This window comes from Loktanella sp. DSM 29012, assembly GCF_900110705.1.
Lineage (GTDB): Bacteria > Pseudomonadota > Alphaproteobacteria > Rhodobacterales > Rhodobacteraceae > Loktanella > Loktanella gaetbuli.
Genome location: NZ_FOEJ01000004.1, coordinates 86,933 through 112,481 on the forward strand (window position 1 = coordinate 86,933; position 25,549 = coordinate 112,481).

Annotated in this window: 23 protein-coding genes; 19 read left to right on the forward strand and 4 right to left on the reverse strand. The window is 61.5% G+C overall.

Annotation, left to right across the window (positions count from 1 at the left end; genetic code table 11):
• Window positions 1-141: 141 nt before the first annotated feature.
• Window positions 142-1,197 (reverse strand): multiple monosaccharide ABC transporter substrate-binding protein, encoded by a 1,056-nt coding sequence (gene chvE, locus BMX27_RS10165; RefSeq protein WP_090159734.1) that lies wholly within the window; start codon window positions 1,195-1,197, stop codon window positions 142-144.
• 125 nt (window positions 1,198-1,322) lie between these two features.
• Between chvE and BMX27_RS10170 the strand changes: the two genes are divergently transcribed.
• Entirely contained in the window at window positions 1,323-2,240 is a 918-nt protein-coding gene (locus BMX27_RS10170) for a LysR family transcriptional regulator (RefSeq protein WP_090159735.1), read from the forward strand.
• 77 nt (window positions 2,241-2,317) lie between these two features.
• On the opposite strand, the gene BMX27_RS10175 is transcribed toward BMX27_RS10170, so the two are convergent.
• A complete protein-coding gene (locus BMX27_RS10175) occupies window positions 2,318-3,217 on the reverse strand; it encodes a sugar kinase (protein WP_090159736.1) in 900 nt (299 codons plus the stop codon).
• Entirely contained in the window at window positions 3,214-3,945 is a 732-nt protein-coding gene (locus BMX27_RS10180) for a GntR family transcriptional regulator (RefSeq protein ID WP_090159737.1), read from the reverse strand. Before BMX27_RS10180 ends, BMX27_RS10175 begins: the two co-directional genes overlap by 4 nt.
• 147 nt (window positions 3,946-4,092) lie before the next feature.
• On the opposite strand from BMX27_RS10180, the gene uxaC reads away from it, so the two are divergent.
• The 18 genes from uxaC (at window position 4,093) to BMX27_RS10270 (ending at window position 23,865) form a co-directional block, all read left to right on the forward strand.
• Window positions 4,093-5,499, forward strand: coding sequence for a glucuronate isomerase (gene uxaC / locus BMX27_RS10185; protein ID WP_090159738.1), 1,407 nt, complete (start codon window positions 4,093-4,095; stop codon window positions 5,497-5,499).
• A gap of 23 nt (window positions 5,500-5,522) precedes the next feature.
• Window positions 5,523-6,503 carry a TRAP transporter substrate-binding protein gene (locus tag BMX27_RS10190; RefSeq protein WP_090159739.1) on the forward strand — a complete coding sequence of 327 codons (981 nt, stop codon included), beginning with the start codon at window positions 5,523-5,525 and terminating at the stop codon, window positions 6,501-6,503.
• A 54-nt stretch (window positions 6,504-6,557) separates the two neighbouring features.
• Window positions 6,558-7,079, forward strand: a complete 522-nt coding sequence (locus BMX27_RS10195) for a TRAP transporter small permease (RefSeq protein ID WP_090159998.1) — start codon at window positions 6,558-6,560, stop codon at window positions 7,077-7,079.
• A 1-nt stretch (window position 7,080) separates the two neighbouring features.
• Window positions 7,081-8,361 (forward strand): TRAP transporter large permease, encoded by a 1,281-nt coding sequence (locus BMX27_RS10200; protein ID WP_090159740.1) that lies wholly within the window; start codon window positions 7,081-7,083, stop codon window positions 8,359-8,361.
• 8 nt (window positions 8,362-8,369) lie between these two features.
• Window positions 8,370-8,675 carry a cupin domain-containing protein gene (locus tag BMX27_RS10205; protein ID WP_090159741.1) on the forward strand — a complete coding sequence of 102 codons (306 nt, stop codon included), beginning with the start codon at window positions 8,370-8,372 and terminating at the stop codon, window positions 8,673-8,675.
• Between the two features lie 17 nt (window positions 8,676-8,692).
• Entirely contained in the window at window positions 8,693-9,517 is an 825-nt protein-coding gene (gene kduI / locus BMX27_RS10210) for a 5-dehydro-4-deoxy-D-glucuronate isomerase (protein WP_090159742.1), read from the forward strand.
• Window positions 9,514-10,257, forward strand: a complete 744-nt coding sequence (gene kduD, locus BMX27_RS10215) for a 2-dehydro-3-deoxy-D-gluconate 5-dehydrogenase KduD (RefSeq protein ID WP_090159743.1) — start codon at window positions 9,514-9,516, stop codon at window positions 10,255-10,257. The genes kduI and kduD overlap by 4 nt, the downstream gene beginning before the upstream one ends.
• The gene (locus BMX27_RS10220) at window positions 10,235-11,671 is read left to right on the forward strand and encodes a mannitol dehydrogenase family protein (RefSeq protein WP_371260129.1); all 1,437 of its coding nucleotides are present in this window, start codon (window positions 10,235-10,237) and stop codon (window positions 11,669-11,671) included. The genes kduD and BMX27_RS10220 overlap by 23 nt, the downstream gene beginning before the upstream one ends.
• Complete coding sequence (uxuA, locus tag BMX27_RS10225) at window positions 11,671-12,843, forward strand: mannonate dehydratase (protein ID WP_090159745.1); 1,173 nt, start codon at window positions 11,671-11,673, stop codon at window positions 12,841-12,843. The genes BMX27_RS10220 and uxuA overlap by 1 nt, the downstream gene beginning before the upstream one ends.
• Window positions 12,836-14,359, forward strand: coding sequence for a UxaA family hydrolase (locus BMX27_RS10230; protein ID WP_090159746.1), 1,524 nt, complete (start codon window positions 12,836-12,838; stop codon window positions 14,357-14,359). The genes uxuA and BMX27_RS10230 overlap by 8 nt, the downstream gene beginning before the upstream one ends.
• A complete protein-coding gene (locus tag BMX27_RS10235) occupies window positions 14,356-15,741 on the forward strand; it encodes a family 4 glycosyl hydrolase (RefSeq protein ID WP_256212467.1) in 1,386 nt (461 codons plus the stop codon). The genes BMX27_RS10230 and BMX27_RS10235 overlap by 4 nt, the downstream gene beginning before the upstream one ends.
• The gene (locus BMX27_RS10240; RefSeq protein ID WP_090159747.1) at window positions 15,741-16,625 is read left to right on the forward strand and encodes a carbohydrate ABC transporter permease; all 885 of its coding nucleotides are present in this window, start codon (window positions 15,741-15,743) and stop codon (window positions 16,623-16,625) included. Before BMX27_RS10235 ends, BMX27_RS10240 begins: the two co-directional genes overlap by 1 nt.
• A 31-nt stretch (window positions 16,626-16,656) precedes the next feature.
• Entirely contained in the window at window positions 16,657-17,541 is an 885-nt protein-coding gene (locus BMX27_RS10245) for a carbohydrate ABC transporter permease (protein ID WP_090160000.1), read from the forward strand.
• Window positions 17,541-18,677, forward strand: coding sequence for an ABC transporter ATP-binding protein (locus BMX27_RS10250; protein ID WP_090159748.1), 1,137 nt, complete (start codon window positions 17,541-17,543; stop codon window positions 18,675-18,677). Before BMX27_RS10245 ends, BMX27_RS10250 begins: the two co-directional genes overlap by 1 nt.
• A 10-nt stretch (window positions 18,678-18,687) precedes the next feature.
• Window positions 18,688-19,950, forward strand: coding sequence for an ABC transporter substrate-binding protein (locus tag BMX27_RS10255; protein ID WP_090159749.1), 1,263 nt, complete (start codon window positions 18,688-18,690; stop codon window positions 19,948-19,950).
• A 63-nt stretch (window positions 19,951-20,013) separates the two neighbouring features.
• Window positions 20,014-21,519, forward strand: coding sequence for a polygalacturonase PglA (locus BMX27_RS10260; protein ID WP_090159750.1), 1,506 nt, complete (start codon window positions 20,014-20,016; stop codon window positions 21,517-21,519).
• The gene (locus BMX27_RS10265) at window positions 21,509-22,564 is read left to right on the forward strand and encodes a glycoside hydrolase family 88/105 protein (protein ID WP_090159751.1); all 1,056 of its coding nucleotides are present in this window, start codon (window positions 21,509-21,511) and stop codon (window positions 22,562-22,564) included. The genes BMX27_RS10260 and BMX27_RS10265 overlap by 11 nt, the downstream gene beginning before the upstream one ends.
• Window positions 22,564-23,865: a pectinesterase family protein gene (locus BMX27_RS10270; protein WP_090159752.1), complete on the forward strand. Its 1,302-nt coding sequence runs from the start codon at window positions 22,564-22,566 to the stop codon at window positions 23,863-23,865. The genes BMX27_RS10265 and BMX27_RS10270 overlap by 1 nt, the downstream gene beginning before the upstream one ends.
• Window positions 23,866-23,955: 90 nt before the next feature.
• Here BMX27_RS10270 and BMX27_RS10275 read toward each other — a convergent pair whose 3' ends face one another.
• Entirely contained in the window at window positions 23,956-25,536 is a 1,581-nt protein-coding gene (locus tag BMX27_RS10275) for a flotillin family protein (RefSeq protein ID WP_090159753.1), read from the reverse strand.
• Between the last annotated feature and the right edge of the window lie 13 nt (window positions 25,537-25,549).

A 25,549-nucleotide genomic window follows, 5' to 3' on the forward strand; every position in this document is an offset into this window, starting at 1 on the left:
TTCCAGCAGAGTGTCCTGCACGGCAACATCCTGTCAGTTAAATGATTGGGCGGCGCTGCCGCCGTGGTACGGCGGGCCAGTGTCCGTCATCCGGACCGGCCCGCCTGTTTGGCTGGCGTCAGCTGACGCCGTGGCCGTGTCTTATTGGATCTGGTCCATGGTGTAGTAGCCGGACTCGATCACACGCTCTTCCCAGTTGTCGGCAGTCACCTTCAGCGGTTCCAGCAGATAGGAGGGCACCACCTTGACGCCGTTGTCGTAGGTTTCGGTGTCATTGATTTCCGGCTCGCCGCCTTCCAGCACAGCCTCGACCATGCCCACGGTCACACGGGCCAGTTCGCGGGTGTCCTTGAAGATCGTCGAATATTGCTCACCGGCGATGATCGACTTGACCGACGGGACTTCTGCGTCCTGACCGGTGACGATCGGCATCGGTGTATCGCCGGACCCATATCCCACGCCCTTGAGCGACGACAGGATGCCGATGGACAGGCCGTCATAGGGCGACAGAACGCCGTGGACCTGTGCGTCGGTGTAATGGGCGGACAGCAGGTTATCCATGCGGGATTGCGCGACAGCACCGTCCCAGCGCAGGGTACCGACAGTGTCCATGCCCATCTGGCCGGATACGATCGTGACGCGGCCATCGTCGATCATCGGTTGCAGGACCGACATCGCGCCATCATAGAAGAAATAGGCGTTGTTGTCGTCGGGCGAGCCGCCGAACAATTCCACGTTCCATGTCTCGGCGTCTGGGAACCGTTCTTCGAGGCCGGCAACAAGCGTTTCTGCCTGCTGCACGCCGACCTGAAAGTTGTCGAAGGTCGCATAGTAGCTGACATGCTCGCTGTCGCGGATCAGGCGGTCGTAGGCGATGACCTCGATCCCGGCAAAGCTCGCGTTTTCCAGCGCGTTCGACAGTGTCGTGCCGTCGATCGCGGCGATGACCAGAACGTCGACGCCATTGGTGATCATGTTTTCGATCTGTGCCAGCTGGTTGGGGATATCATCCTCGGCGTATTGCAGGATGGTGTCGTAGCCGGCTTCTTCAAATTGCTGAACCATGGATTCGCCATCCGAAATCCAGCGTGCGGATGATTTGGTCGGCATAGCGATACCGACAAGGCCTTCGGCGAATGCGCCGGTGGCGAGGGTCGTGACGAGTGCAGTGCTGACAAGTATGGACTTAAGGGTCATGATTTTCTCCTCCCGAGGTCTGCGCGTCCTCCGCGGCAGCCTTCCTCGTGTTGCCTAGCTGATCCTGTCATACCAATCTAATGCAATTTAAATGGACTAACATATCAAAATTGGTATGATGATGCATGTCATTTCCCTTTGCAAACCGCCTGAAGCCCGCCCACCTGCGCCTCATACGCGCCATAGAGGAAAGCGGAAAACTGCAGTTGGCTGCCGATTCCGTGGCCATGTCACAACCAGCCGCATCCCGACTGCTGGCGGAAATCGAAACCGAAATCGGCGGCGCATTGTTCGACCGGCTGCCGCGTGGCATGGCAGCGACCGCCTTGGGTGAGGCGTTCTTGCGTCATGCGCGCGTCATCCTGTCAGAGGTCGATGCCCTGTCGGACAACATCGCAAGGTTGCAGAACGGTCAGGCCGGGGCAGTGCGGGTCGGTTCGGTCACCGGGCCTGCCGTCAGCGCGCTGGTGCCGGCGCTCCTCGCGGTCCGCGATACCGCGCCCGACATGCAGCCAACAATCGAGGTCGCCCCCTCGGTCGATCTGTTGAAGGGGCTCGAAGAGGGGCATTTTGATTTCGTCCTCGCGCGGGTCGGGGTCAAGAGCGACGTGGCCAACCTGCGCGCACACCCCGGACGTAGCGAACTGGTCAGGCTGCTGGTGGGCGCCGATCATCCTCTTGCCGGGCGGCGGCAGGTCGGACTTGCGGAAACGCTGGACTATGCATTCGTCATCCAAGAGACCGGGTCGCCGATCAGGACGGCTGTCGAACGGCAATTCCTGCAAAGCGGTCTGGCCACGCCCAAGCATGTAATCAACAGCTCTTCCTTGCTGATAGCCTTGAGTGTCATCACCAGTTCGGACGCGATTTCCCCGCAAACCCAAGAGGTTGCAGAGGTCCTGTCCCACGGCAACTCGGAACTGAGCGTCATCGACATCGCGGAAGAGATTGCTGTTTCACCCTTTTTGGTCCTCTACCGCGCTGATCGCCATTTGTCCCCGATCGCGCAGCGCCTCTTGGAAGAGGTATTGTCGCGGCTTTAGCGGGTTGCTTACGGGACCGGTGCCCGCGTGCCCGCGTGCCCGCGTGCCTGGGTCCATGGTGTGACGGGATCAGTGCGTCAGGTCAGGTCCACCAATGCACCGCGCGATTGAATGACCTGTGCGGCGACCTGCGCACCGTTTTGCACGGCCCCGGAAAGTGCAGCACCCCGGATGATGGATGCCAGAAAGCCTGCGTTGAAACTGTCACCTGCGGCTGTCGTGTCGATCACCTGTTGCACCGTGACGGGGTCGTGCGATTTCAGGACCCTGTCCACGCAGGTCAACATCGGTCCAGAGCCGTTTTTGACGACAACGGTTTGCGCGCCGCAGGCGGCATAGCGCGACGCCGTCGCTGCGGGATCGCGATCGTCGAACCAGGTGGCTTCGTCCTCGTGTGATGGCAGAACGATCGTGCTGACCGCAGCACCTGCCATGATTTCATCCCGCATCTCTTGTGGATCAGACCACAAGGCAGGGCGCAAATTGGGATCGAACACGACCTGACCCCCGTTTGCACGAAACACCGCAAGGGCATCGCGCAACCGCGCCCGATCCTCAGGCGGCAGGATCGCAATCGTAATCCCGGAAAAATAGGCGTAATCCGCGTCACTCAGGGCTGCGGTCAGCGCTGCCTTGTCCTGCGCCAGTGTCCGCGCCGCACTTTGCCCGCGCCAATAGCTGAAACTGCGTTCGCCGTTGTCCAGCCGAATGACGTAAAGGCCCACAGTGCGGTCGCTGCGGCGCAAGATGCTGTCAACGCCAAGTCCGGCCTGTTGCAGGAATGCAGACATCTGTTGCGAGGCGGAATCGGTCCCGATGGCTGTAAGGTAATCGACCTGATGATCCGCCCCGAGTAGTCTGCGCAGATACCAGGCGGTATTCATGGTGTCGCCGGCAAAGCCCATCCGGAACGCGCCCTCGGTGTCTGTCGGTGCCATTTCGATCATGCACTCGCCGATGCAAACAGTCCGTGTCACGTGTCCGTTTCCTGAAAAAAGCTGTGCTGCTGTTTCTTGACCTCGTCGATCAGAACGACAATGCGCGACAGATGTGCGGTCATCGCGGCCTCGGCCGTATCCGGGTCGCGCGCCGAAATGGCATCCAAAATTGCGACATGTTCCTGCAACGCCAGTTTCTGTGACGTCGTATTCAAAGACAGCATGCGGATGCGGTCCATATGCGCCTTGCTGTCCTGTATCAGGTCCCAGACGAACCGGACGTCGGCCAAGACGCAGATCGCGATATGAAATTCTTCGTCCAGGGCGTGAAACAGGTCTCTGTCCTGTGCCTCGATCGCCTCTTTCTGACGTGCGATCAGCGCATGCAGGGGGGCCAGCGTCTGGGGTGTGGATGTCTCGCAGGCTGTCCGGCAGGTTTTGACCTCGAGCGCTGTTCGGATGAACTGGGCGCGCAACACGGCTTCTTCTGAAATCAGGCTGACGGTCGTGCTGCTTTGCGGACGGATATGCAGAAACCCCAGCTTGGCCAGACGCTTGAACGCCTCTCGGACGGGTTGCCGGGAAACGCCCATCAGCTTTGACACTTCGGCTTCGGAAATCTTGGTCTGCGGCGGAAGCTCCAGCTTGAGAATGCGCTGCTGAAGAGTGTCGAACACCTGATCTGCGACTGTCGGTTGGGGAGTCTGTCGCAGCAGGGGCAGCGTTATGTCCGATCCCCCCGACGACAGTGTGCCGCTTATCTTCATGGCTATTTCCCCAGTTATCGCACGTTGCTTCAGTTATCCCGCAGAAAGCGTCTCCTTGCAACTAGGATATTAGTTGACAGGAGCTTCTGAATAACTAGGATATCAGTAGGGAGAGTCGGGCAGGTTGCCGACAGTGAAGGGGGATGAATGCCGTTACTTGATGAGGATCGCCTGTTCGCCACAGATCCGGCCGTTCGGACACTGGCGCGGGATCTCTATGATGGCGTCAAGGACCTGCCGATCATCAGCCCTCACGGCCATACCGATCCGCGCTGGTTTGCCGAAAACGGGGCATTTCCGGACCCTGCGACGCTTTTCGTCACGCCGGATCACTATGTTTTCCGGATGCTGCACAGTCAGGGGATCGCGCTAGAGGATCTGGGCGTGCCGCGTGTCGATGGCGGTGCCACGGAAACCGACAGTCGCAAAATCTGGAACCTGTTTGCGTCAAACTATCATCTGTTTCGCGGCACGCCGTCGCGCATCTGGGTGGATCACGCCCTGCAAGAGGTGTTCGGCGTGGACGAACGTCTGTCCGCGGCCTCGGCGGACGCGATATACGATCATATCGACGCCAGCCTGAAAACCGATGCGTTTCGTCCCCGTTCTCTGTTCAAGCGTTTCAACATCGAGGCGATTTCGACGACCGAGAGCGCGATTGATGACCTCAAATGGCACAAGATGATCCGCGACAGCGGCTGGGACGGCCGCGTCATCACTGCCTATCGTCCTGATACGGTCATCGATCCGGAATGCGACGGGTTCGCGGATAACGTGGCAAAAATGGGTGAATTGGCCGGCGAGGATGCCACCACATGGGGCGGGTATCTGGCTGCCCATCGCAACCGCCGTGCATTTTTCAAATCTTTCGGTGCCACGTCCTCGGACCACGGCCACCTGACCGCCCGGACAGAGGACCTGCCGGAAGACGAGGCAGCGGCACTGTTTGACCGCGCACTTCAGGGCAAGTGCAGTAGCGAGGAGGCAGACCGTTTTCGCGGGCACATGCTGACCGAAATGGCGCGGATGTCACGCGACGACGGTTTGGTGATGCAGATTCATCCGGGATCTGCGCGCAATCATTCAGCGGACATCATGGCCCGGTTTGGCCGCGACAAGGGGTACGATATCCCCATGCGCACCGACTATGTGACCGCATTGCGTCCCTTGCTGAACGCGGTCGGCGGTGACGCCGGACTGACGATCATCCTGTTCACCCTGGACGAGTCGTCCTACGCGCGCGAACTGGCCCCCCTGGCCGGGGTCTATCCTGCGCTGCGGCTTGGCCCGCCATGGTGGTTCCATGACAGCTACGAAGGCATGATCCGTTTCCGCGAAATGGCGACGGAAACTGCTGGTTTCTACAACACCGTCGGTTTCAACGACGACACCCGCGCATTCTGTTCCATTCCCGCCCGCCACGACGTGGCGCGCCGGGTCGATTGCACGTTTCTTGCCACGCTGGTCGCGACTGGCCGGCTGGACCGGGACGAGGCACCCGAGGTCGCGCATGACCTCAGCTACCGGCTTGCAAAACAGGCCTACAAGCTCTGACGAGCATTTTCTGGGAGGGAAAAATGATTTACACGAAAACACTTGGTGCGGCCCTGTTGGCGAGCGTCGCAACCGTCACTGCCGCATCCGCCTGCGAAACGACGTTCCGGTCGTCCGACACGCATCCCGAAGGGTATCCGACGGTGGCGGCAGTCGAGGAAATGGGCCGCCTTCTGGAGGAACGCACGGACGGTCGTTTGTGCATCGAGGTCTTTCATTCAGCCCAATTGGGTGAGGAAAAGGACACGATCGAACAAACGCAGTTCGGCGTGATCGACATGAACCGTGTCTCGCTCGGGCCGTTCAACAACATCATCGAGGAAACGCAGGTCCCGTCGCTGCCCTATATCTTCCGCTCGACCGACCACATGCACAAAGTTATGGACGGTCCTGTCGGACAGCAGATTCTGGATGCGTTCAGCGATCACGATCTGGTTGGCCTGGCGTTCTACGACGGCGGATCGCGCAGTTTCTACAACTCTGAAAAGCCGATCGCATCAATAGACGATCTGGCCGGCATGAAATTCCGCGTCATGCAGTCGGATATGTTCGTGGACATGGTCGATGCGCTGGGCGCGAACGCGACCCCGATGCCCTATGGCGAGGTCTATTCCTCGATCCAGACCGGCGTCATCGACGGGGCAGAAAATAACTGGCCGTCCTACGACAGCTCTGGCCACTTCGAAGTGGCGAAATACTATACCCTCGATCAGCATCTGATCGTGCCCGAGGTGCTGGTGATGGCGAAATCGACCTTTGATGGCCTCAGCGCCGAGGATCAGGAGATCGTGCGTCAGGCCGCCCGGGATTCGGTACCGGTCATGCGTGAACTTTGGGCCGCCCGCGAAGCCGAATCCGAAGCGCATGTGCGCGCGGCAGGTGTCGAGGTCATCAGCGACATCGACAAGACTCCGTTCATCGAAGCGATGGGGCCCGTGTACGACAAATACGTCACCTCTGCGGTGTTGCAGCAGATGGTCGCCGACATTCAGGCCACTGAATAAAAACGCCTTCGGCCCGCCGCGCTGATGCGGCGGGTCGATTTTTGCGGGGGACATATGCGGCAGACGATGGAAAAAGCGGCGATCTGGACGGGGCATCTGGCCCGGCTGGCCCTGTGGGCGGCCGGAACCGGGTTGGTCCTGATGACCGTACTGATCGCAGCCCAGGTGGTCTGGCGCTACATCCTCAATGACAGCATCATCTGGACCGAACCCGCATCGGTCATGATCATGGGCTGGTTCATCTTTCTGGGGGCCGCCGTGGGTATCCGCGAAGGCTACCACCTGTCCTTTGACGTGCTGCTGTACATGCTGCCGTTGCGGGCGAAACTGGTGCTTTATTCAATTTCAGACATCGCAGTCACGGCCTTTGGGATCGGCATGATCTGGTTCGGCTGGCAGCTGGCTGCGCGCACAGCGGGCAATGTCCTGCCCAGCCTTGGTATCTCTGGCGCATTCGATTTCGCGCCTCTTGTCGCCGGCGGCATCCTGATCGTCCTGTTTTCCATCGAACGCGTGTTGCGCCGTGCTGCGGGCCTGCCCACGGCGCGGTTCGGCGAAGACCCGGAGGTCGCGTAGCATGGAACTTTACGTTCTGTTCGGGACATTCGTCTTTTTGCTGCTGATCGGGACGCCGGTGGCGTTCTGCCTGGGTCTGTCCAGTTTTGCGACCATCGCCTATCTGGGCCTGCCCCCGGTCGTGGTTTTTCAACGCCTGAATTCCGGCGTGTCCGTCTTTGCGCTGATGGCGATCCCCTTCTTTATCTATGCAGGCGATCTGATGGTGCGTGGCGATATCGCGCGGCGTCTGGTGGCGCTGGCCAGCGGTTTTGTCGGGCATTTTCGCGGCGGTCTGGGACAGGTCAACGTGCTGTCGTCGGTCATGTTCGGCGGTGTCTCCGGCTCTGCCGCGGCCGACGCCAGCGCGGTGGGCGGTCTGATGGTCCCCCAGATGAAGGAACGCGGCTACGATGTCGACTATGCGGTGAACATCACGGTCGTCAGTTCGATCATCGCCCTGATGCTGCCCCCGTCGCACAACATGATCATCTATTCCATCGCGGCGGGCGGGCGCATTTCCATCGCCGATCTGTTCACCGCAGGAATCATCCCCGGTTTCACGCTGGCGCTGTTGCTGATGCTGGCCGCCTGGTGGGTCGCCAAGCGCAAGGGCTATCCCGTCCAGCCATTCCAAGGATTTCGCGTGATCGGAACCCTCTTTGCCTCTGCCGCACCGGGCTTGATCCTTGTGGCGATCATCTTCGGTGGCGTGCGTTCGGGCATCTTTACCGCATCGGAATCGTCGAACATCGCCGTTGTCTATGCGCTGGTCGTGACGCTTTTCGTCTATCGCAGCCTCAGCTGGCACGATTTCAAGGAAGCGACATTCGCCGCCGTGCGCACAACGGCCATGGTGCTGCTGGTGATCGGGTGCGCGGCCTCCTTTGGCTGGCTGCTGGCCTATACCAAGGTGCCCGCGTCCATGGTCGCCCTGCTGCAGAACGTGTCTGACAACCCGATCGTCATCCTGCTGCTGCTGAACGTGATCCTGCTGATCCTGGGCACGTTCATGGACATGTCGCCGCTGATCGTCATCACGACACCGATCTTTCTGCCGGTGGCCGTGGCCTTTGGTGTCGATCCTGTCCACTTTGGCGTGATCCTGATCCTGAACCTTGGCATCGGGCTGTGTACCCCGCCGGTAGGGGCCGTGCTGTTCGTGGGCTGCGCTGTTGGCCGGATTCCCGTCTGGGACGCGGTGCGCACGATCTGGCCATTCTACGGGGCCGCGTTTCTGACCCTGATGCTTGTCACCTATATCCCCGCGCTGTCCCTGTGGCTGCCGGCACTGTTCAGATGAGGTCCGCCATGTCCTATCCCGTCGTTCCGACAGACCCCGGCGTGACCCGTCAGGTTCTAGCCGAAAATCCCGCAATGATGCTCGTCGCCTTCAGGTTCGACACGGACGCAAAAGGCGCGCTGCACGATCATCCGCACGTGCAGGCCACCTATGTCGAAAGCGGGCGTTTCACCTTTACCGTCGATGGCACGGCACATGATCTGGGGCCGGGCGACAGTCTGATGATCCCGTCTGGTGCCCGGCACGGCTGCACCTGCCACGAGGCGGGTACGCTGATCGACACCTTTACACCTCGTCGCGACGATTTCCTTTGAACCAGAAAGACATGACCATGCTGAAAACCCAAACACGCCACGCGATCGATCCCGCCACGTCCCGGACGCTGGACACAGATCAGTTGCGCGACCATTTTCACGTCGGTGGGTTGTTCGCGGACGGCGAGATCAATCTGGTCTACAGCCATTATGATCGCCTGATCCTCGGCTCTGCTGTGCCCGCGGGCGGCACCCTGACGCTGGACAAGGTCGAGGCCACCGGCACCGCGACGATCCTGGAACGCCGCGAGATGGGCGTGCTCAACATCGGTGACACCGGCACGGTGTCGGTAGGCGGCGAGAGCTATGAGCTGGAGAACGGCGAGGTTCTCTATATCGGCATGGGTGCCGGGCCGGTCGAGTTCAGCGGCGCGGGTCGGTTTTACGTCCTGTCGGCACCGGCGCACCAGACCTATCCCACCACCCTGATCAAGCTCAAGGATGCGCGCCGCGTCGAGATGGGCGCGCGCGAGACCGCGAACGAGCGCGTCATCATCCAGTTCCTGCACCCCGAGGTCTGCAAATCCTGCCAGCTCCTGATGGGCTACACGCAGTTCGCCGAAGGGTCGGTCTGGAACACGATGCCCGCGCACCTGCACGACCGCCGTATGGAAGCCTATCTTTACTTCAAGATGCCCGAAGACCAGCGCGTCTTTCACCTGATGGGCGAGCCGGACCAGACCCGTCACATCGTCATGGCCAATGAAGAGGCTGTGATCTCTCCGCCGTGGTCGATCCACGCAGGCGCGGGCACGTCGTCCTATACGTTCTGCTGGGCGATGGCGGGCGACAACGTCGATTTCACGGATATGGACATGGTCGCCATGGGGGATTTGCGGTGAGCACGGCGTTCGATCTGACGGGCCGCCGTGCGCTGGTCACCGGGGCCAACACCGGCATCGGACAAGCCATAGCGGTTGGTCTGGCGCAGGCCGGTGCAGAGGTGATCTGCGCGGGCCGCCGCGCCTGCGACGAGACAGTTGCGATGATCGCGGATGTGGGCGGGACGGCATCATCCATGCTGGTGGATTTCACCGATCCGATGGCAGGGCAGGGTCTGTTTGACGACCAGCCTATCGACACTCTGGTCAACAACGCCGGCATCATCCGGCGCAACGACGCGGTCAATTTCACCGAGGCCGACTGGGACGCGGTGATGGATGTGAACCTCAAGGCGCTGTTCTTTACGACACAGGCCTTTGCCAAGGCCGTACTGGCGCGGGGGGGCACTGGCCGCGTCGTCAACATCGCGTCGCTGTTGTCGTTTCAGGGTGGCATCCGCGTGCCAAGCTATACCGCGTCCAAGCACGGCGTCGCCGGCCTGACCAAGCTCTTGGCCAATGAATGGGCGGCCAAGGGCATCAACGTGAACGCCGTGGCCCCCGGGTACATCGAGACCAATAACACCGAGGCCCTGCGCGCCGATCCCGACCGCAACAGGGCGATCTTGGAACGGATTCCGGCGGGCCGCTGGGGCGCAGCGTCGGACATCGCCGGGGCTGCTGTTTACCTGTGCACGCCTGCGGCCGGATATGTCCATGGCGCGGTCCTCAATGTGGATGGAGGCTGGCTTGCCCGCTGACGGTCAAATGAATGACGCGGTGGCGCGTCCCGCAACCGGCATCGTCCATCTGGGACTTGGCGCGTTCTTTCGCGCATTCGGTTGCGTCTATATCGCCGACGCAATGGCCGCGTCGGGCGGCGATTGGGGCATAGTGGGCGTGTCCCTGCGCAGCCCTGACACACGCGACGCGCTGCGCCTGCGTGACTGGCACTACACCTCTGTCACGCTGGCCCCCGAAGGCGAGCAGACGCGCGATATCACGCTGCTCAATGACGTGCTCGTCGCGCCAGAAAACCCTGAAGCGGTACTGGCGACAATGACCGATCCCGGCGTCCGGATCGTCACGTTGACCGTCACGGAAAAGGGCTATTGCCACAATCCCGCGACCGGGAAACTGAACCTCGATCATCCTGATATCCGGCACGATCTGTCGCGCGACCTGCCCATGTCGGCACCAGGTTTTCTGGTGCGGGCGCTGGCGCGACGCCGGGCTGCGGGAACGCCCCCCTTTACGGTGCTGACCTGTGACAATCTGCCAAACAACGGCAGGCTTGTGCGTGAAATGGTGTTGCAACTTGCGCGGCAGATTGATCCGCAGCTTGCGGACTGGATTGCAACCGAGGGCCGGTTTCCGTCAACGATGGTGGACCGGATCACCCCCGCAACCACCCAGGCCGACATCGCGCGGGTGACTGCCCTGACCGGCATCCCCGATGCAGCACCGGTGCTGCACGAGCCGTTTTCCCAATGGGCCGTCGAGGATGATTTCGTCGGCGGCACCCGCCCCGACCTGAGGGCTGCGGGTGTCGAACTTGTTGCGGACGTCACCGCGCACGAGGACATGAAACTGCGGATGCTGAACGGCACCCATTCCGCGCTGGCCTATACCGGCTATCTGGCCGGGCACGAGACCATCGCGGACACCGTCGCGGACCCCGATTTCGCCGCTTACGTCCGTGCCCTTTGGTCCGAAATCTCGCCCGCCGTGACTGCGCCGCAGGGGGTCAGCCTGACCGAATATGCCGATGCGCTGATGGACCGCTATGCCAACCCCGCGATCCGCCACCGGACCTGGCAGATCGCGATGGACGGCAGCCAGAAACTGCCGCAACGCATTCTGGGTACGGTGCGCGACAACCTCGATGCGGGACGACCCATCGAGGGACTTTGCACGGCCATTGCCGCATGGATGCGCTATGTCACCGGCACGGATGCGGCCGGACAGCCCATCGACGTGCGCGATCCTATGGCCGACCGTCTGCATGCACTGGCACAATCACAGGACGACCCTGCCGGCATCGTCGCATCCTTGTTGTCGGTGGCGGAAATCTTTCCCCGCGATCTGGCTTACCGCTTGCAGGGGCCTGTGTCACAGGCCGCCACGGTCATCTGGCAGGACGGTGTCCGTGCCGCCATCAAGAGGGCCGTTTGATGATCGAAAGTTGGCGCTGGTACGGAGAATTCGACAGCATCTCCTTGGGTGACGTGGCGCAGACCGGCGCGCGGGGCATCGTCACCGCGCTGCACGGTATCCCCTACGGCGAGGTCTGGCCGCAAGACGCGATTGCCGCGCGCAAGCGTCAGATCGTGGATGCGGGTTTCAATTGGGTCGTGGTCGAAAGCCTGCCGGTCCACGAGCGGATCAAAAAGGGCGAGGGCGATCTGACCACCTTCTTTGCCAACTACCGTCAGTCCATGGCCAATCTCGCGGCCGAGGGCGTCACCACGATCTGCTACAACTTCATGCCGCTGCTGGATTGGACGCGGACCGATCTGGCGGCCCCTGTCGCCGGTGGTGCCACCTGTCTGCGGTTCGAGGCCGTACGCATGGCCGCTTTTGAAATCCACATGCTGGGGCGTCGTGCTGCAGAAGACGACTACAGCCCTGAAGTGCTGGCCAAGGCGGCGGCCTGGTTTCAGGCGGCGACAGAGGACGATCGCGCTGGTTTGCTGTCTGCGATCATGGCGGGATTGCCGGGGGCGTTCGACCGTTACGATATAGCTGGTCTGAAAACGGCCCTCGCGGGATACGATGGCATCGACCGCGACGCCTTACGCAGCAACTACAAGCGGTTCTTGGACGAGGTGGTGCCGACCGCAGAAGATCTGGGGCTGCGGCTGTGCGTGCATCCCGACGATCCGCCCCGTGACATTCTGGGTCTGCCGCGCATCGTGTCGGATGGTGCTGATCTTGATTGGGTGCTGAAGGCGCACGGCAGCCCTGCCAACGGAATCACGCTGTGTTCCGGCTCTCTCGGGGCGAATCCCGCAAACGACGTGCCCGCGATTGCGGCCCAAGTGGCCGACCGGATTCATTTCGCGCACCTGCGCAACGTCCGTAAGGACCCCGATGGATCGTTCGAGGAATCGGATCACCTGGAGGGCGACACGGATATGGTCGCGCTGATCCGCGTGCTCTTGACGGAACAGGCGCGCCGCCGCGATGCGGGCCGTGCCGACCATGCGATCCCGTTCCGGCCCGACCACGGCCACCACATGCTGTCGGACCTGACCCGCGACCTGATCCCCGGCTATCCGCTGATCGGTCGGCTGCGCGGATTGGCAGAGCTGCGCGGCGTGATCAAGGCGTTGGCCCATGACTGATCCGCTGATCCTCCACCCCGGTGATACGGTCGCCGTCCTTACGGAACGTGCCGGGGCGGGTGCCGATCCGCTGCGCCTTGGTGCGCCGCTGGTGGCACCGGTCCCGTCGGGTCACAAGGTTGCACGCGTTGCGATGCCTGCGGGTGCGTCGGTCATCAAGTTCGGACAGTTCATCGGCCAGGCGACCGCGGCGATTGCGGCGGGTGCGCATGTCCATACGCACAATTGCACCTTTGCCAATCCCGAACAGGATTACGCCATCGGGGCCGATCTGGCGTCGGCGCAAGCGGCAATCCCGCAAACCGATGCCCTGACCTTTGACGGATATGCCCGCGCCGATGGCTGCGTGGGCACGCGCAATTACATCGCCCTTGTGGCGACGGTGAACTGCTCGGCCACGGTGATCCGGCGTGCCGCCGCCGAGATCGAGGCCAGTGGCCTGCTTGATGACTACGGTAATGTCGACGGCATCGTCGCACTGGCCCACGGTACCGGTTGCGGCATGGCTAACAGCGGGCGTGGCTATGACATTCTGGACCGGGTTCTGTGGGGTCACGCAACCCACCCGAACGTGGGTGCCACGGTCTTTGTCGGTCTTGGATGCGAGGTCATGCAGATCGCGCGGATGCAATCGCATTTCGGCGACGCGGGCACCGACCGATTCCATGCGCTGACCATTCAGGACACTGGCGGCACCCGCGCCACCGTGGACGCGATCAAGGCGCATGTGGCGCTGATCCTGCCTGCGGTGAACGACATCACCCGCACCCCCCAGCCTATGAGCGCGCTGCGTGTCGCATTGCAGTGCGGCGGGTCCGACGGATTTTCCAGCATAACTGCAAACCCCGCGCTTGGCATCGCCAGCGATCTGATCGTGGCCCAGGGCGGCACCGCGATCCTGTCAGAGACGCCGGAAATCTACGGTGCCGAACAACTGCTGTTGCGCCGTGCGAACAGCCTGGCCGTGGCTGACAAGCTGATCGCACAGATCAAGTGGTGGGAAGGTTACGCCGCGCAGAACGGCGGTTCGATGGACAACAACCCAAGCCCCGGCAACAAGCAGGGTGGCATTACCACGATCCTTGAAAAGTCGTTGGGCGCTGCGGCCAAGGCCGGGGCGACCCCGTTGATGGCGGTCTATGATTATGCCGAACAGATCGTGCAGCCCGGTTTCGTCTTCATGGACACGCCGGGCTACGATCCGGTGTCTGCCACGGGGCAGATCGCGGGTGGTGCGCAGATCGTGGTGTTCACGACGGGACGCGGTTCGGCCTTTGGATCGAAACCGGCCCCCACGATCAAGCTGGCCACGTCGGACCGTCTGTTCAACCAGATGCCCGACGACATGGACCTGAACACCGGCGATATCCTGTCCGGTGGGATCACGATGTCCGACAAGGGGCGCGAAATCTTTGACCTGATCCGCGCCACCGCATCGGGGCAGACGACCAAGTCCGAGGCGCTGGGCCTGGGCGACAACGAATTCGTACCCTGGCAAATCGGAGCGGTGATGTGATCCGGAGACCTGTAACAATCGCATATATCGGCGGTGGATCGTTGAATTGGGCGACCAAGCTGATGGCTGATCTGGCCCATGACACGGCGCTGGCAGCCCATGTCCGGCTCTATGACATCGACCATGCCGCGGCAGAGCGGAACGCCAGGATCGGCACACGGTTCGCCGAGGTGTCCAACGGGACGCCAGCGGTCTATCGGGCGGTGCCTTCGTTGCAGGACGCGCTGACCGGTGCTGACGTGGTGGTCGTGTCGATCCTGCCCGGTGAATTCGATGACATGGCCCACGACGTGGATATTCCCGCGCGATATGGGATCAAGCAGGCGGTGGGTGATACCGTCGGTCCAGGCGGCTTCGTGCGGGCGCTGCGGTCGATCCCGATGATGTTGCCGATTGCCGAGGCCATCCGCGATCATGCGCCAAAGGCCTGGGTTTGCAATCTGACCAACCCGATGAGCGTGTTGACGGGTGCCATGTATCATGCGTTTCCGGGCATCCGCCTGTGGGGAGAGTGCCACGAGGTGACAAAGCTGCGCCATCAGGTTGCCTGGATCGCCAATCAGCAGGCGGGTGCCCAGCACCACAGCCACCGCGACGTCCAGGTCAACGTGCTGGGCATCAATCACTTTACCTTTGTCGATGCCATCGGGCTGGACGGGCGCGACATGTTGCCCGCCTATCGCGCCTTTGCCGATCAGCACGGCAACAGCGGTTGGTCCCCGCGCGCGGTCGATCCGGGCGACGAGCACGATCTGTATTTCATGGACCGCAGTCGTGTGAAGTTCGACATGTATCGCCGCTTTGGCATTCCCGCCGCTGCCGGGGATCGCCACCTGGCCGAGTTCGTCCCGCAGGACGAATACCTCGATACCGCGCAGGACTGGGATTTCGCGCTGACGCCGGTGTCCTACCGGATCCGGGACCGCACCGAAAAACGCGCGCGGGCAAGTGCGCTCGCCGCAGGGGAGGGCGCGCCGCATGCTGACCGTTCGGACGAGGCCTTGGTCGATCAGATCAAGGGGCTGATGGGGCTAGGTGATTTTGTCAGCAACGTGAACCTGCCCAATCGCGGCCAGATGGACGGCCTGCCCATGGGCACGATTGTGGAAACGAACGCGCTGTTTTCATCGCTGGGCGTGACACCACTGGTAGCCGGGCGTCTGCCCGATGCGCTGCACGACATCGTACGGGACCATGCGGCACGGCAGACAGACCTGCTGGCTGCAGTGGTCGAAAACCGCTGGGACGATCTGTTCGGCCTGTTCCGCACCGATCCTCTGGTTGCGCCGCTGCCTACGGATACGGCGCGGCTGATGTTTCATGAAATGGTGCAGGCCACATCGCACCATTTGCCCCGTGATCTATTGAGGGAGGCCTCGTAATGGGTGGTGACAGCAAGTTTCTGGGGATCGCTTATGTGTCCCCCTACATCATCGGGTTGTGTCTGTTCACGGCCTTTCCGTTCCTGGCCTCGCTCTATCTGTCGTTCACGGATTACGATCTGCTGTCGACGCCGGAATGGGTGGGCCTCGACAACTATGAACGGCTGTTTACCCGTGACCGGACGTTTTCCAAATCATTGAACGTCACGCTGCTGTACGTGTTCATGACCGTCCCGCTGAAGCTGGCCTTTGCGCTGCTGGTGGCGGTGGTGCTGAACTACAAGCTCAAGGCGATCGGGTTTTTCCGCACGGCCTATTATGTGCCGTCGGTTCTGGGCGGGTCGATCGCGATTGCCGTGCTGTGGCGCTACATTTTTGCCGAAGCAGGCCTGGTGAACATGGGCCTGACGGCCATCGGGATGGAACCGGTCAACTGGTTCGGCGACCCGCAGAATGCGCTGTTCACGCTGACGCTGCTGCGCTGCTGGCAGTTCGGATCGGCGATGGTGATCTTTCTCGCGGCACTGCAATCCGTGGACAAATCGCTGTACGAGGCGTCCAGCATCGACGGCGCGGGCAAATGGCAGCAGTTCCGCTATATCACCGTGCCACTGATCACGCCGGTGATCTTTTTCAACCTGATCATGCAGACGGTGCAGGCGTTTCAGGAATTCAACGGCCCCTACATCATCACCAATGGTGGTCCGCTGAAATCCACCTATCTGCTGCCGCTTTATATCTACGACAAGGCCTTCAAGAGCTTTGACATGGGCTATGCCTCTGCCATCGCCTGGGTCCTTTTCGTCATCATCATGGTGCTGACCCTGATTGCCTTCTGGTCGTCGAAAAAGTGGGTCTACTACGCCGGCGACAAGAGGAGCTGAGGCCATGACCACGATCCCCGATCTCAAACCGATGCCGCAGTCCGAACGCACGCGGTCGCCGCAGGAACTCAAGATTCAGCGCGAACAAAGGCGCGGCGCGATCATCCGCTATGTGGTGCTGACTGCATTTGGCCTGTTGATGCTCTATCCGCTGATCTGGCTGGTGGGCGCATCGTTCAAAACCAACGAAGAGATATTCAGCTCTGCTGCGTTCTGGCCCAAGGACCCTACGATCCAAGGCTATATCGATGGCTGGCAAACTTCGACGCCCTATACCTTTGCGCGGTTCTTCATGAACTCGCTTTATATCGTGATCCCGAAAATGCTGGGCACGGCGTTTTCATCGGTGATCGTGGCCTACGGGTTCGCGCGGTTCGATTTTCCGGGCAAGAAGATCCTGTTCGGCATCCTGATCGCAACATTGCTGCTGCCCGACGTGGTCACGCGCATCCCGCAGTACCTGCTGTTTCGCGAATTGGGCTGGCTGGATACCTACCTGCCGCTGTTCGTGCCGCAGTGGTTCGCACTCGAGGCGTTTTTCGTTTTCATGCTGATCCAGTTCATGCGGTCGATCCCGCGTGACATGGAAGAGGCAGCAAGGGTCGACGGGGCGAACACGTTCCAGGTGCTTTGGTATGTGGTCGTGCCGATGCTGATGCCGGCCATCATCTCGGTCTGTCTGTTTCAGTTCATGTGGACCATGAACGATTTCCTCGGGCCGCTGATCTACATCTCTTCGGTCGAAAACTATCCGGTGTCGCTTGCGCTGAAACTCAGCATCGACACGACCGAGGCGTTCAACTGGAACCAGATCCTCGCGATGACCGTGCTTGCGCTGGCCCCGTCGCTGATCGTGTTCTTCATCGCTCAAAAATACTTCATCGAAGGTATCTCAACCGGAGGGGTCAAAGGCTGATGGCTGATCTGCAACTTACATCCGTCGAAAAGGTCTATGGCGGCGGCTTCAAGGCGGTGCATGGCATTGATCTGCATGTCGCGGACGGCGAATTCATGGTGCTTGTGGGGCCGTCGGGCTGTGCGAAATCCACCACCCTGCGGATGATCGCGGGACTGGAAACCATCACCGGCGGCGAAATCCGCATCGGGGAAAACGTCGTGAACGACCTGGTTCCGGGCAAGCGGGGCATCGCGATGGTGTTCCAGAATTACGCGCTTTATCCGCATATGAAAGTGCGGCGGAACCTGTCGTTCGGGCTAAAGCTCAAGCGTGAACCTGCGGCCAAGATCGAAAGTGCGACGCAAGAGGTGTCGGGCATTCTCGAGATCGAGGAACTGCTCGACCGTCTGCCAAAGCAACTCTCGGGCGGTCAGGCCCAACGGGTTGCCGTGGGCCGCGCGCTGATCAAATCGCCCGAAGTCTTTCTGTTCGACGAGCCATTGTCGAACCTGGACGCCAAGCTGCGCGCGTCGATGCGCATTCGTATCACCGATCTGCACAAGCGTCTGCGCGACGAAGGGCGGCCCGCGACCGTGGTTTACGTGACCCACGATCAGGTCGAGGCGATGACCATGGGCGACCGCATCTGCGTCATGAAAGAAGGCCACATCATGCAGGTGGCCGATCCGGTGACGCTGTATGAACGGCCTGCCAATGCGTTCGTGGCCGGGTTCATCGGGATGCCCGAAATGAACCTGGCCCCGGCGGTGCTGGCCGATGACGGCGGTCTGAAAATCACGCTGGCTGGCCAGTCCATTGCTGTGCCACCGGAATTGGCCGCGCGGCTGAGCGCGCAGGAGGGGCCGGTCACATTCGGCATCCGGCCGCAAAACATGGACATCGTGCCGGCAGGCACGCCCGATGCCTTTGCCGGCACGGTCCACAACATCGAGTTCATGGGCCACGAGGTCAATCTGCACATGAACATCGGGGACAGCACCTTTATCGCCGTGATCCCGAACGACAAATTCGACACCGGCATCCGGCGCGGTGACGCAGTTTCGATGCGCCCTCACGGCGCGCGCATCCATCTGTTCGACCGGGAAAGCGGGGCGAACATCTCGCTCGCGGACCAAACCAAATCACTGTCATAGGGAGGAAAACATGACATATTTCAAAACGATTTTGGGGGCTGCGTTGGCCACCACGACCCTGGCCGGGACAGCCAAGGCCGAAGACCTAAGGATGAGCTGGTGGGGCGGCGACAGCCGTCACGAGGCGACGCAAGCCGCGCTTGAGGTCTGTGGCGAGGCGCTTGGCCATACGATCAAGCCAGAGTTCACGGGCTGGTCCGGCCATTTTGAAAAGGTCGCCACCCAACTCGCAGGCGGCACAGAAGCCGACATCATGCAGATCAACTGGCCGTGGCTGCCGATCTTTTCCGAAAACGGCGACGGTTTTGCCGATCTGCGTCAGTTCGCGGATACGATCGACCTGTCCCAATGGTCCGACGAAGAACTTGAGGCATCCACCCGCAATGGCGCGTTGAACGGCCTTCCGGCGTCGGTGTCAGGTCGCATCTTCTTTTTCAACAAGACCACCTTTGACAAGGCCGGTCTGCCTCTGCCGACCACGTTCGACGAGTTGATGGCTGCCGGTCCGGTGTTCGCCGAAAAGCTGGGCGACAATTATTACCCGCTTGAAGGCATCGGTCTGGACGCGTCCCTGCTGATCCAGATGATCGTGACCCAGCAGACTGGCAAATCCTTTATCAATCCCGAAACCAACGCGGTTCAGTGGTCCGCCGCCGAACTGCAAGCGGGCATCGACATGTATCAGGCGATGGTCGACAACCATGTCATCAAGGGCTGGCAGGACCGCGCGGCACAGGGCAACATCGCGTTGCATGAAAACGCGGATTGGACCTCTGGTCAGATCGCGGGCAGCTATCAGTGGGACACGACGTTCTTCAAGATTTCTGATCCCTTGGCCGAGGGTCAGGAACTGGTGCCGGCTGGACTGCTGCGCGTAGAAGGCGCGCAGAACGACGGTGTCTACCGCAAGCCGTCCATGGTGTTTTCGATCTCGGCCAATTCGCCCAACCAGCAGGCCGCGGCAGAGGTGCTGAACTGCCTGTTGACGCAGCCCGACGGGATCGCGGCCATGGGGTCCGCCCGTGGCGTGCCGTCCTCCGACGTGGCCGCGGCCCAGCTGCTGGAAAACGGCGGGATCGAACAAATCCAGGTCGATGCGCAGGACATGGTGATGCAAGCGGTCGCACCCGCGATCAGCCCCTACAACGAGGATCCCGACGTGCGTGCGGGTATCGAGGACACGCTGGAACTGTTCGCCTATGGCGAGTTGGACAGCGCCGATGCATCCGAAGAAATCCTGATGCTCGTGAGCGAAGCACTCGAAGACAAGTAACTGCATGCTGGCGTCGGTCTGCACCGGCGCCAGCAGAACAACTCCCTTGGAAAGCGCCGTTTCGTGCTCAACGTCCTCGCAATCACACCTTACACCGCCACCATTCTCATTCACGCAGACAAGGCCCGCTACCATCTGGATGCGCCGGTCAGCTGGCGGTTGGAGGGCGCTGACCAAGGCGGCGTCTCACATACCGTTCCCGTGTTCATCGAAGGGCTGGCACCCGATACTTCCTATACATTTGCCACCGCCGAAGAGGCGGTCCGTTTTACGACCAAACCCTGCGCCGGTCTGATTGATGCCACCGATTTCGGCGTCTCGGCTGGTGCGGCGAACAACGCCGATGCATTTGCACGGGCCATTGATGCAGTGCCCACGGGTGGCACGCTGCGTGTGCCCGCAGGGCGATTTGCGAGTGGCCCGTTGTTCCTGAAATCCGACATGACATTCTGGCTGGCCGACGGGGCCATATTCGAGGCTGTCGCAGACCGCAGCGGCTGGCCGATCCTGCCGGAGCACGACGACACTGGGCGCGTGATCGGCACGTGGGAAGGGCTTCCCGCTGCCAGTTTTGCCTCACCGATCACGGCGATCGGATGCGCCAATCTGGCGATCACGGGCCGCGGCACGCTGGATGGTGGTGGCGACCGTGGCGACTGGTGGCACTGGCCCAAGGAAACCCGCGACGGCGCGCGCCGACCCCGCACGCTGTTTCTGGCCCATTGCACGGACACGGTGCTGTCCGGCATTACAGTGTGCAATTCACCGTCATGGACGGTCCATCCGTTCCGCTGCGACCGGCTGACGGCGGCCGCGCTGCATATCCGGAATCCTGCCGACAGTCCCAACACCGACGGGTTCGATCCCGAAAGCTGCACTCAGGTTCAGCTACGCGGGCTGCACATCAGCGTTGGTGACGACTGCATCGCCGTCAAGGCAGGCAAACGTGGCACGGGTGACGATACCCGCGTGGATCACATCGCCCCCACGCGACACCTGACGATTGCAAATTGCCTGATGGAGGACGGCCACGGCGCGGTCGTCATGGGGTCCGAGATGAGTGGCGATATCACCGACGTCGATATCACCCGTTGCGCGTTCAAGGGCACGGACCGTGGCCTGCGGATCAAGACCCGCCGTGGCCGTGGTGGGCAGGTGACCCGCATCACCCTGGACGATGTGGTCATGGACGGCGTGGGAACGGCACTGGCCATAAATGCCTTTTACTTTTGTGATGCAGATGGAAAGTCTGCGGCGGTGCAGTCGCGTGATCCTGCACCCGTGGATGACACGACACCGCAGGTGTCTGACATCACCATCTCCAACCTGCGACTGCGCGGCGTGCGCCACGCGGCGGGTGCGTTTCTGGGCTTGCCCGAGGCACCAGTGCGCGGCCTGCGGTTGTCAGGGATCACGATTGACTATGATGCGGCAGCCGAGGCGGGCGATACGCTGATGGCCTGTCATTTGCCCCCTGCACGACACGCTGGGCTGTTGCACCGCTTTGCCATGATCCAGGCAGAGGCCGCGTTGACTGAGATACTCGAGGACTTGAACGATGTTGGCTGATTATTTCGACGACTACGCACGGCGCTACCAACCCTACAAGGGCGGAAGCTGGTGCTATGAGGATGGCTTGCTCTATCGCGGTCTGGAGGCCTGGCATCACCAGACGGGCGAGGCGCGTTGGCTGAACCATCTGCGACGCCTCGCGAATCCGCAGATTGGCCAGGATGGAAGCCTGAAGGGCTATGGTTTGTCCGATTACAACATCGACAACATCCTGCCGGGCCGGACATTGTTGTATCTGCATGGGCTGACCGGGGACCCGCATTACATGACAGCGGCCGACCTGCTGGCGCGGCAGTTACAGACCCAGCCGCGCACCCAAAGCGGCGTTTACTGGCACAAGCTGCGCTACCCCTGGCAGATATGGCTGGATGGTCTGTATATGGGGCAGCCGTTCCGGATCGCCCACGCACAGGCAAGAGGCGATGCAGGTGGTGTCGCCGATAGTCTGGCGCAATTGGATACCGCACTGGAAACCCTGCGCGACCCTGCAAGCGGTCTGTACTGGCACGCCTACGACGAAGCACGCGAACAGCCCTGGGCGGACCCCGTAACGGGATTCAATCAGGCAGTCTGGGCTAGGGCGATTGGCTGGCTTGCTATGGCGCTGGTCGATGTGGCCGACCTCGTTGGCGATGATTTCGCGCCGCTTAGAGATCGCACGATCGCCTTGCTGGACCGGATCGCTGCCTTGCGCACGGCGGACGGTATCTGGTGGCAGGTCATGGATCAGCCTGATCTGGATGGCAATTATCCGGAAACATCTGCATCGGCGATGTTCGCTTACGCGCTGCTGCGCGGTGCCGATCTAGGTCTGAACGTCGTGCCCGACGGGTTGGTCTCAACGCTCGTGACCCGGTGCTTGCGTCCTAAGGCGGGCGGGGGGCAAGAGATGGTCGACATCTGCGAGGTCGCGGGCCTTGGCTGGTACGAAAACCGGTTCCGGGACGGCAGCGCCGCGTACTACCTGACCGAAGCGCGCGTCGCGGACGATATCAAAGGCGTCGGTCCGCTGATGATGGCAACTGCGCTGATGCAGCGTTGATGCGCCCGCAACTGACACCTGCGCAAGCTGCCGGGTATACCCAATCACAGGTGCTGCGCTACGTCGGCCCCGCCGGTGCAGAGCGCGATGACCCGTGGACGCCAGAACCGCTGGACCCCGCAAGATTGGTGCCGGATTATATCGTGGGTTCTGGCTGTGACGCCAACGGCGTGCAGACTGCCGTCAATCTGGCCATCGCCGAGGGCCGCACAGGTCGCGTCGTGATCGGGATTGCCGCCGGCACATACACGGGGCTGGTTTATCTGCCACGGGGTTCTGCCCGCTTTACACTGGTTGGGCTGGGCGATCATCCCTCCGATGTCGTACTGTCCGAAAACATCGACGCGGAAATGTCCGGCACGGAATACAGCGCAAAGTTCGGCCAGTCCTTCGCGCAGGCGCACGCCTCGGTGCGTTCGATCCACGATCGGATCGCGGCGCGGGACACGATCACCACCGCCAACGCGTCGGTCATCAGGGTCGAGGCGGATGGCACGCAACTGGTCAATCTGACAGTGCGCAACACCTACAACTGCGACCGCGCACAAGGCGGGTCCGATGACAGGAACGCGGCCGGGCAATTCACCACCGGCCAGCATCAGGCGGTGGCCTTGCTCGTCGCGGGCGCGGATCGGGTGCAGGTGCAGAATGTCGCGCTCAAAAGTTTTCAGGACACGCTGTATCTGCAATCGCCCACCCGGGGCGAGACCGTTCGATCGTGTTTCACCGACTGCGATATCGAAGGCGACGTCGATTTCATCTTTGGCCAGTCGACGGCATGGTTCGCGCGTTGCACGATCCGAACGCTGACCAGCCGTGCTGCAAAATCATGGGCCACGGCACCCAGCACCGACATCCGAACGCGGTTTGGGTTCGTGTTCCACGACTGCCATTTCACGCATGACGGACATGCCCGACCGGGCCAGTTCCACCTGGGACGGCAATGGTTCGAGGGCGTCCGCGCCACACCTTTCGGCTTGCCCGATATTTCGGGGTACAGGGTCACGATCGGTCCGACCTCTGCCTACCATGCACCCGTCGGGACGATCAGTCTGGCGACCCTCAATGCCGTCGGAAAATGCGTGATCCTGCATTCCAGGATCGCGGGTCATATCGACGCCGCCTCACCTTGGGACGCCTGGGCTGGCAACACATGGAACCCTCGGCATCGCCCGGTTCTGTACCGTGCGGCGGATATGATGTCCCCTTTGGCTGACTGGCTGAGACAGCAGGGGCAAAGCTATGACGACATCTGCCCTGACACGATATTTCTGGGGGAATACGGCAATTCAACCGCATAAAGCCGCGTTGTTTTTGCCCACTGCATTCAACGACAGTGCGCTAGAGGTGTCATGATCGGGCCATTCCCGCGCGTGCAGTCCACTTGTGCATCAGGTCGCGCCCGTCTCTGGCGATCTTTTGGCCGTAGATGACTGCGGCCTTGTCAGGGTCGCATCGACGTTGACGCCGATGGATTCCCCCAGTTTTTGCAGCGCGGGCAGAGACACGGCCATATCCATGATCGCGTCGACCGTCTGATTGATTGGCGACGACGCTGAATTGCCGGTGCTGCGATCAAGACCGGTCATCTGGTTGATCGAAATACCGGTGATCTTTTCTGCCGGTTTGACCATTTCGGACAGGATCTTTGGCAAGGCACCCAGTCTGGCCAGTTCCAGTTCCATGGCGACCTGCGCCTCTGAACGCGCATTTTCGGCATTGATCTGGGCCAGATGCGCCTCTGTCTCAGCCAGTCTGACGGCCTTGATCGCTTCGGCCTCTTCGCGTTTGGCAGCCGTCTTGTCGGCGGCGGTGGCCTTGTCACTTGCGGCCATGATCCGGGCGCGGGCGGCTGTCGCCTCGGCCTGTTCCTGTGCTGCAATCAGGGCCAAGGCCTTGCGGCGTTCGGCCTCGGCCATCTGCCGGGCGGTCAACAGCGCCTCTGCCGCCTCGACGGCTGCGATTCGCGCCGTGTCTGCCTCGGTCTGGGCGCGGCTTTCTTCCTGGGATTTGGCGGCGCGCGAAATGTGGCTGTCCTGCTCGGCCATGTCGAGCGCGAGCGCTTGGGCAATTTCCGCCTGGCGCAGGGCCTGTTCCTTAGCGATATCGGCGGCGGCGATGTCCTGTTCCATCTGAATCCGGGCCTGTGCTGCGCTGCGTTCGCTGTCGGCCTTGCGCGCAGCGATTTCGGACAGTTGCGCCGCGATCAGGGTTTCGATTTCCTGCGTCTGCGCGATTTCGGCCCGGCGCTGGTCAAGATTGATTTCCAGTTTGCGCCGTTCGGATTCCATTGCGGCGCGGGCGACGCTGACCTGGCTGTCGCCTTCGATCTCGGCGCGTTCCTTCTTTGACTTGGCGATGACCTCGGCCAGCTTTCGCATGCCGACCGCATTGAAGGCGTTGTTTTCATCCAGCGCTGCAAACGGGGTCTGGTCGAGCGCGGTCAACGAAACGGAATCCAGCTGCAAACCGTAGTTCGCCAGCGTATCGGTCAGCGCCTCGCGCACCTGTTTGACGAAACTGGCGCGGTTTTCGTGCAGTTCGTCCATCGTCATCTGTGCGGCCACCGACCGCAGCGCGTCGATCATCATGCCGTCGATAAGACCCTTGAGCTGGTCTGGCTGGAAAACGCGTTTGCCCAGCGTCTGGGCCGCCCGCGTGACCGCATCGTCGTTGGGCGTAACGCTGGCGTAGAATTCAGCGCCGACGTCGACGCGCAGGCGGTCCTTGGTGATCAGCGACGATTCACCGGATCTGGCCACGTCCATCCGCAGGGTCTGCATGTTGACGCGGTTTATTTCATGAAAATAGGGGATCGCCAATGTGCCGCCGTCGATCACGACGCGGCGGCCACCCAGACCGGTGCGCACCAGTGCGACCTCGTTTGTGGCACGCTGGTAGAATGACGCGGCCAGCGCAATGATGATCGCCGCCACGATGAGGATGATGATGATCCAAGCCAGTGCAGACATGATGTGGCCTCCC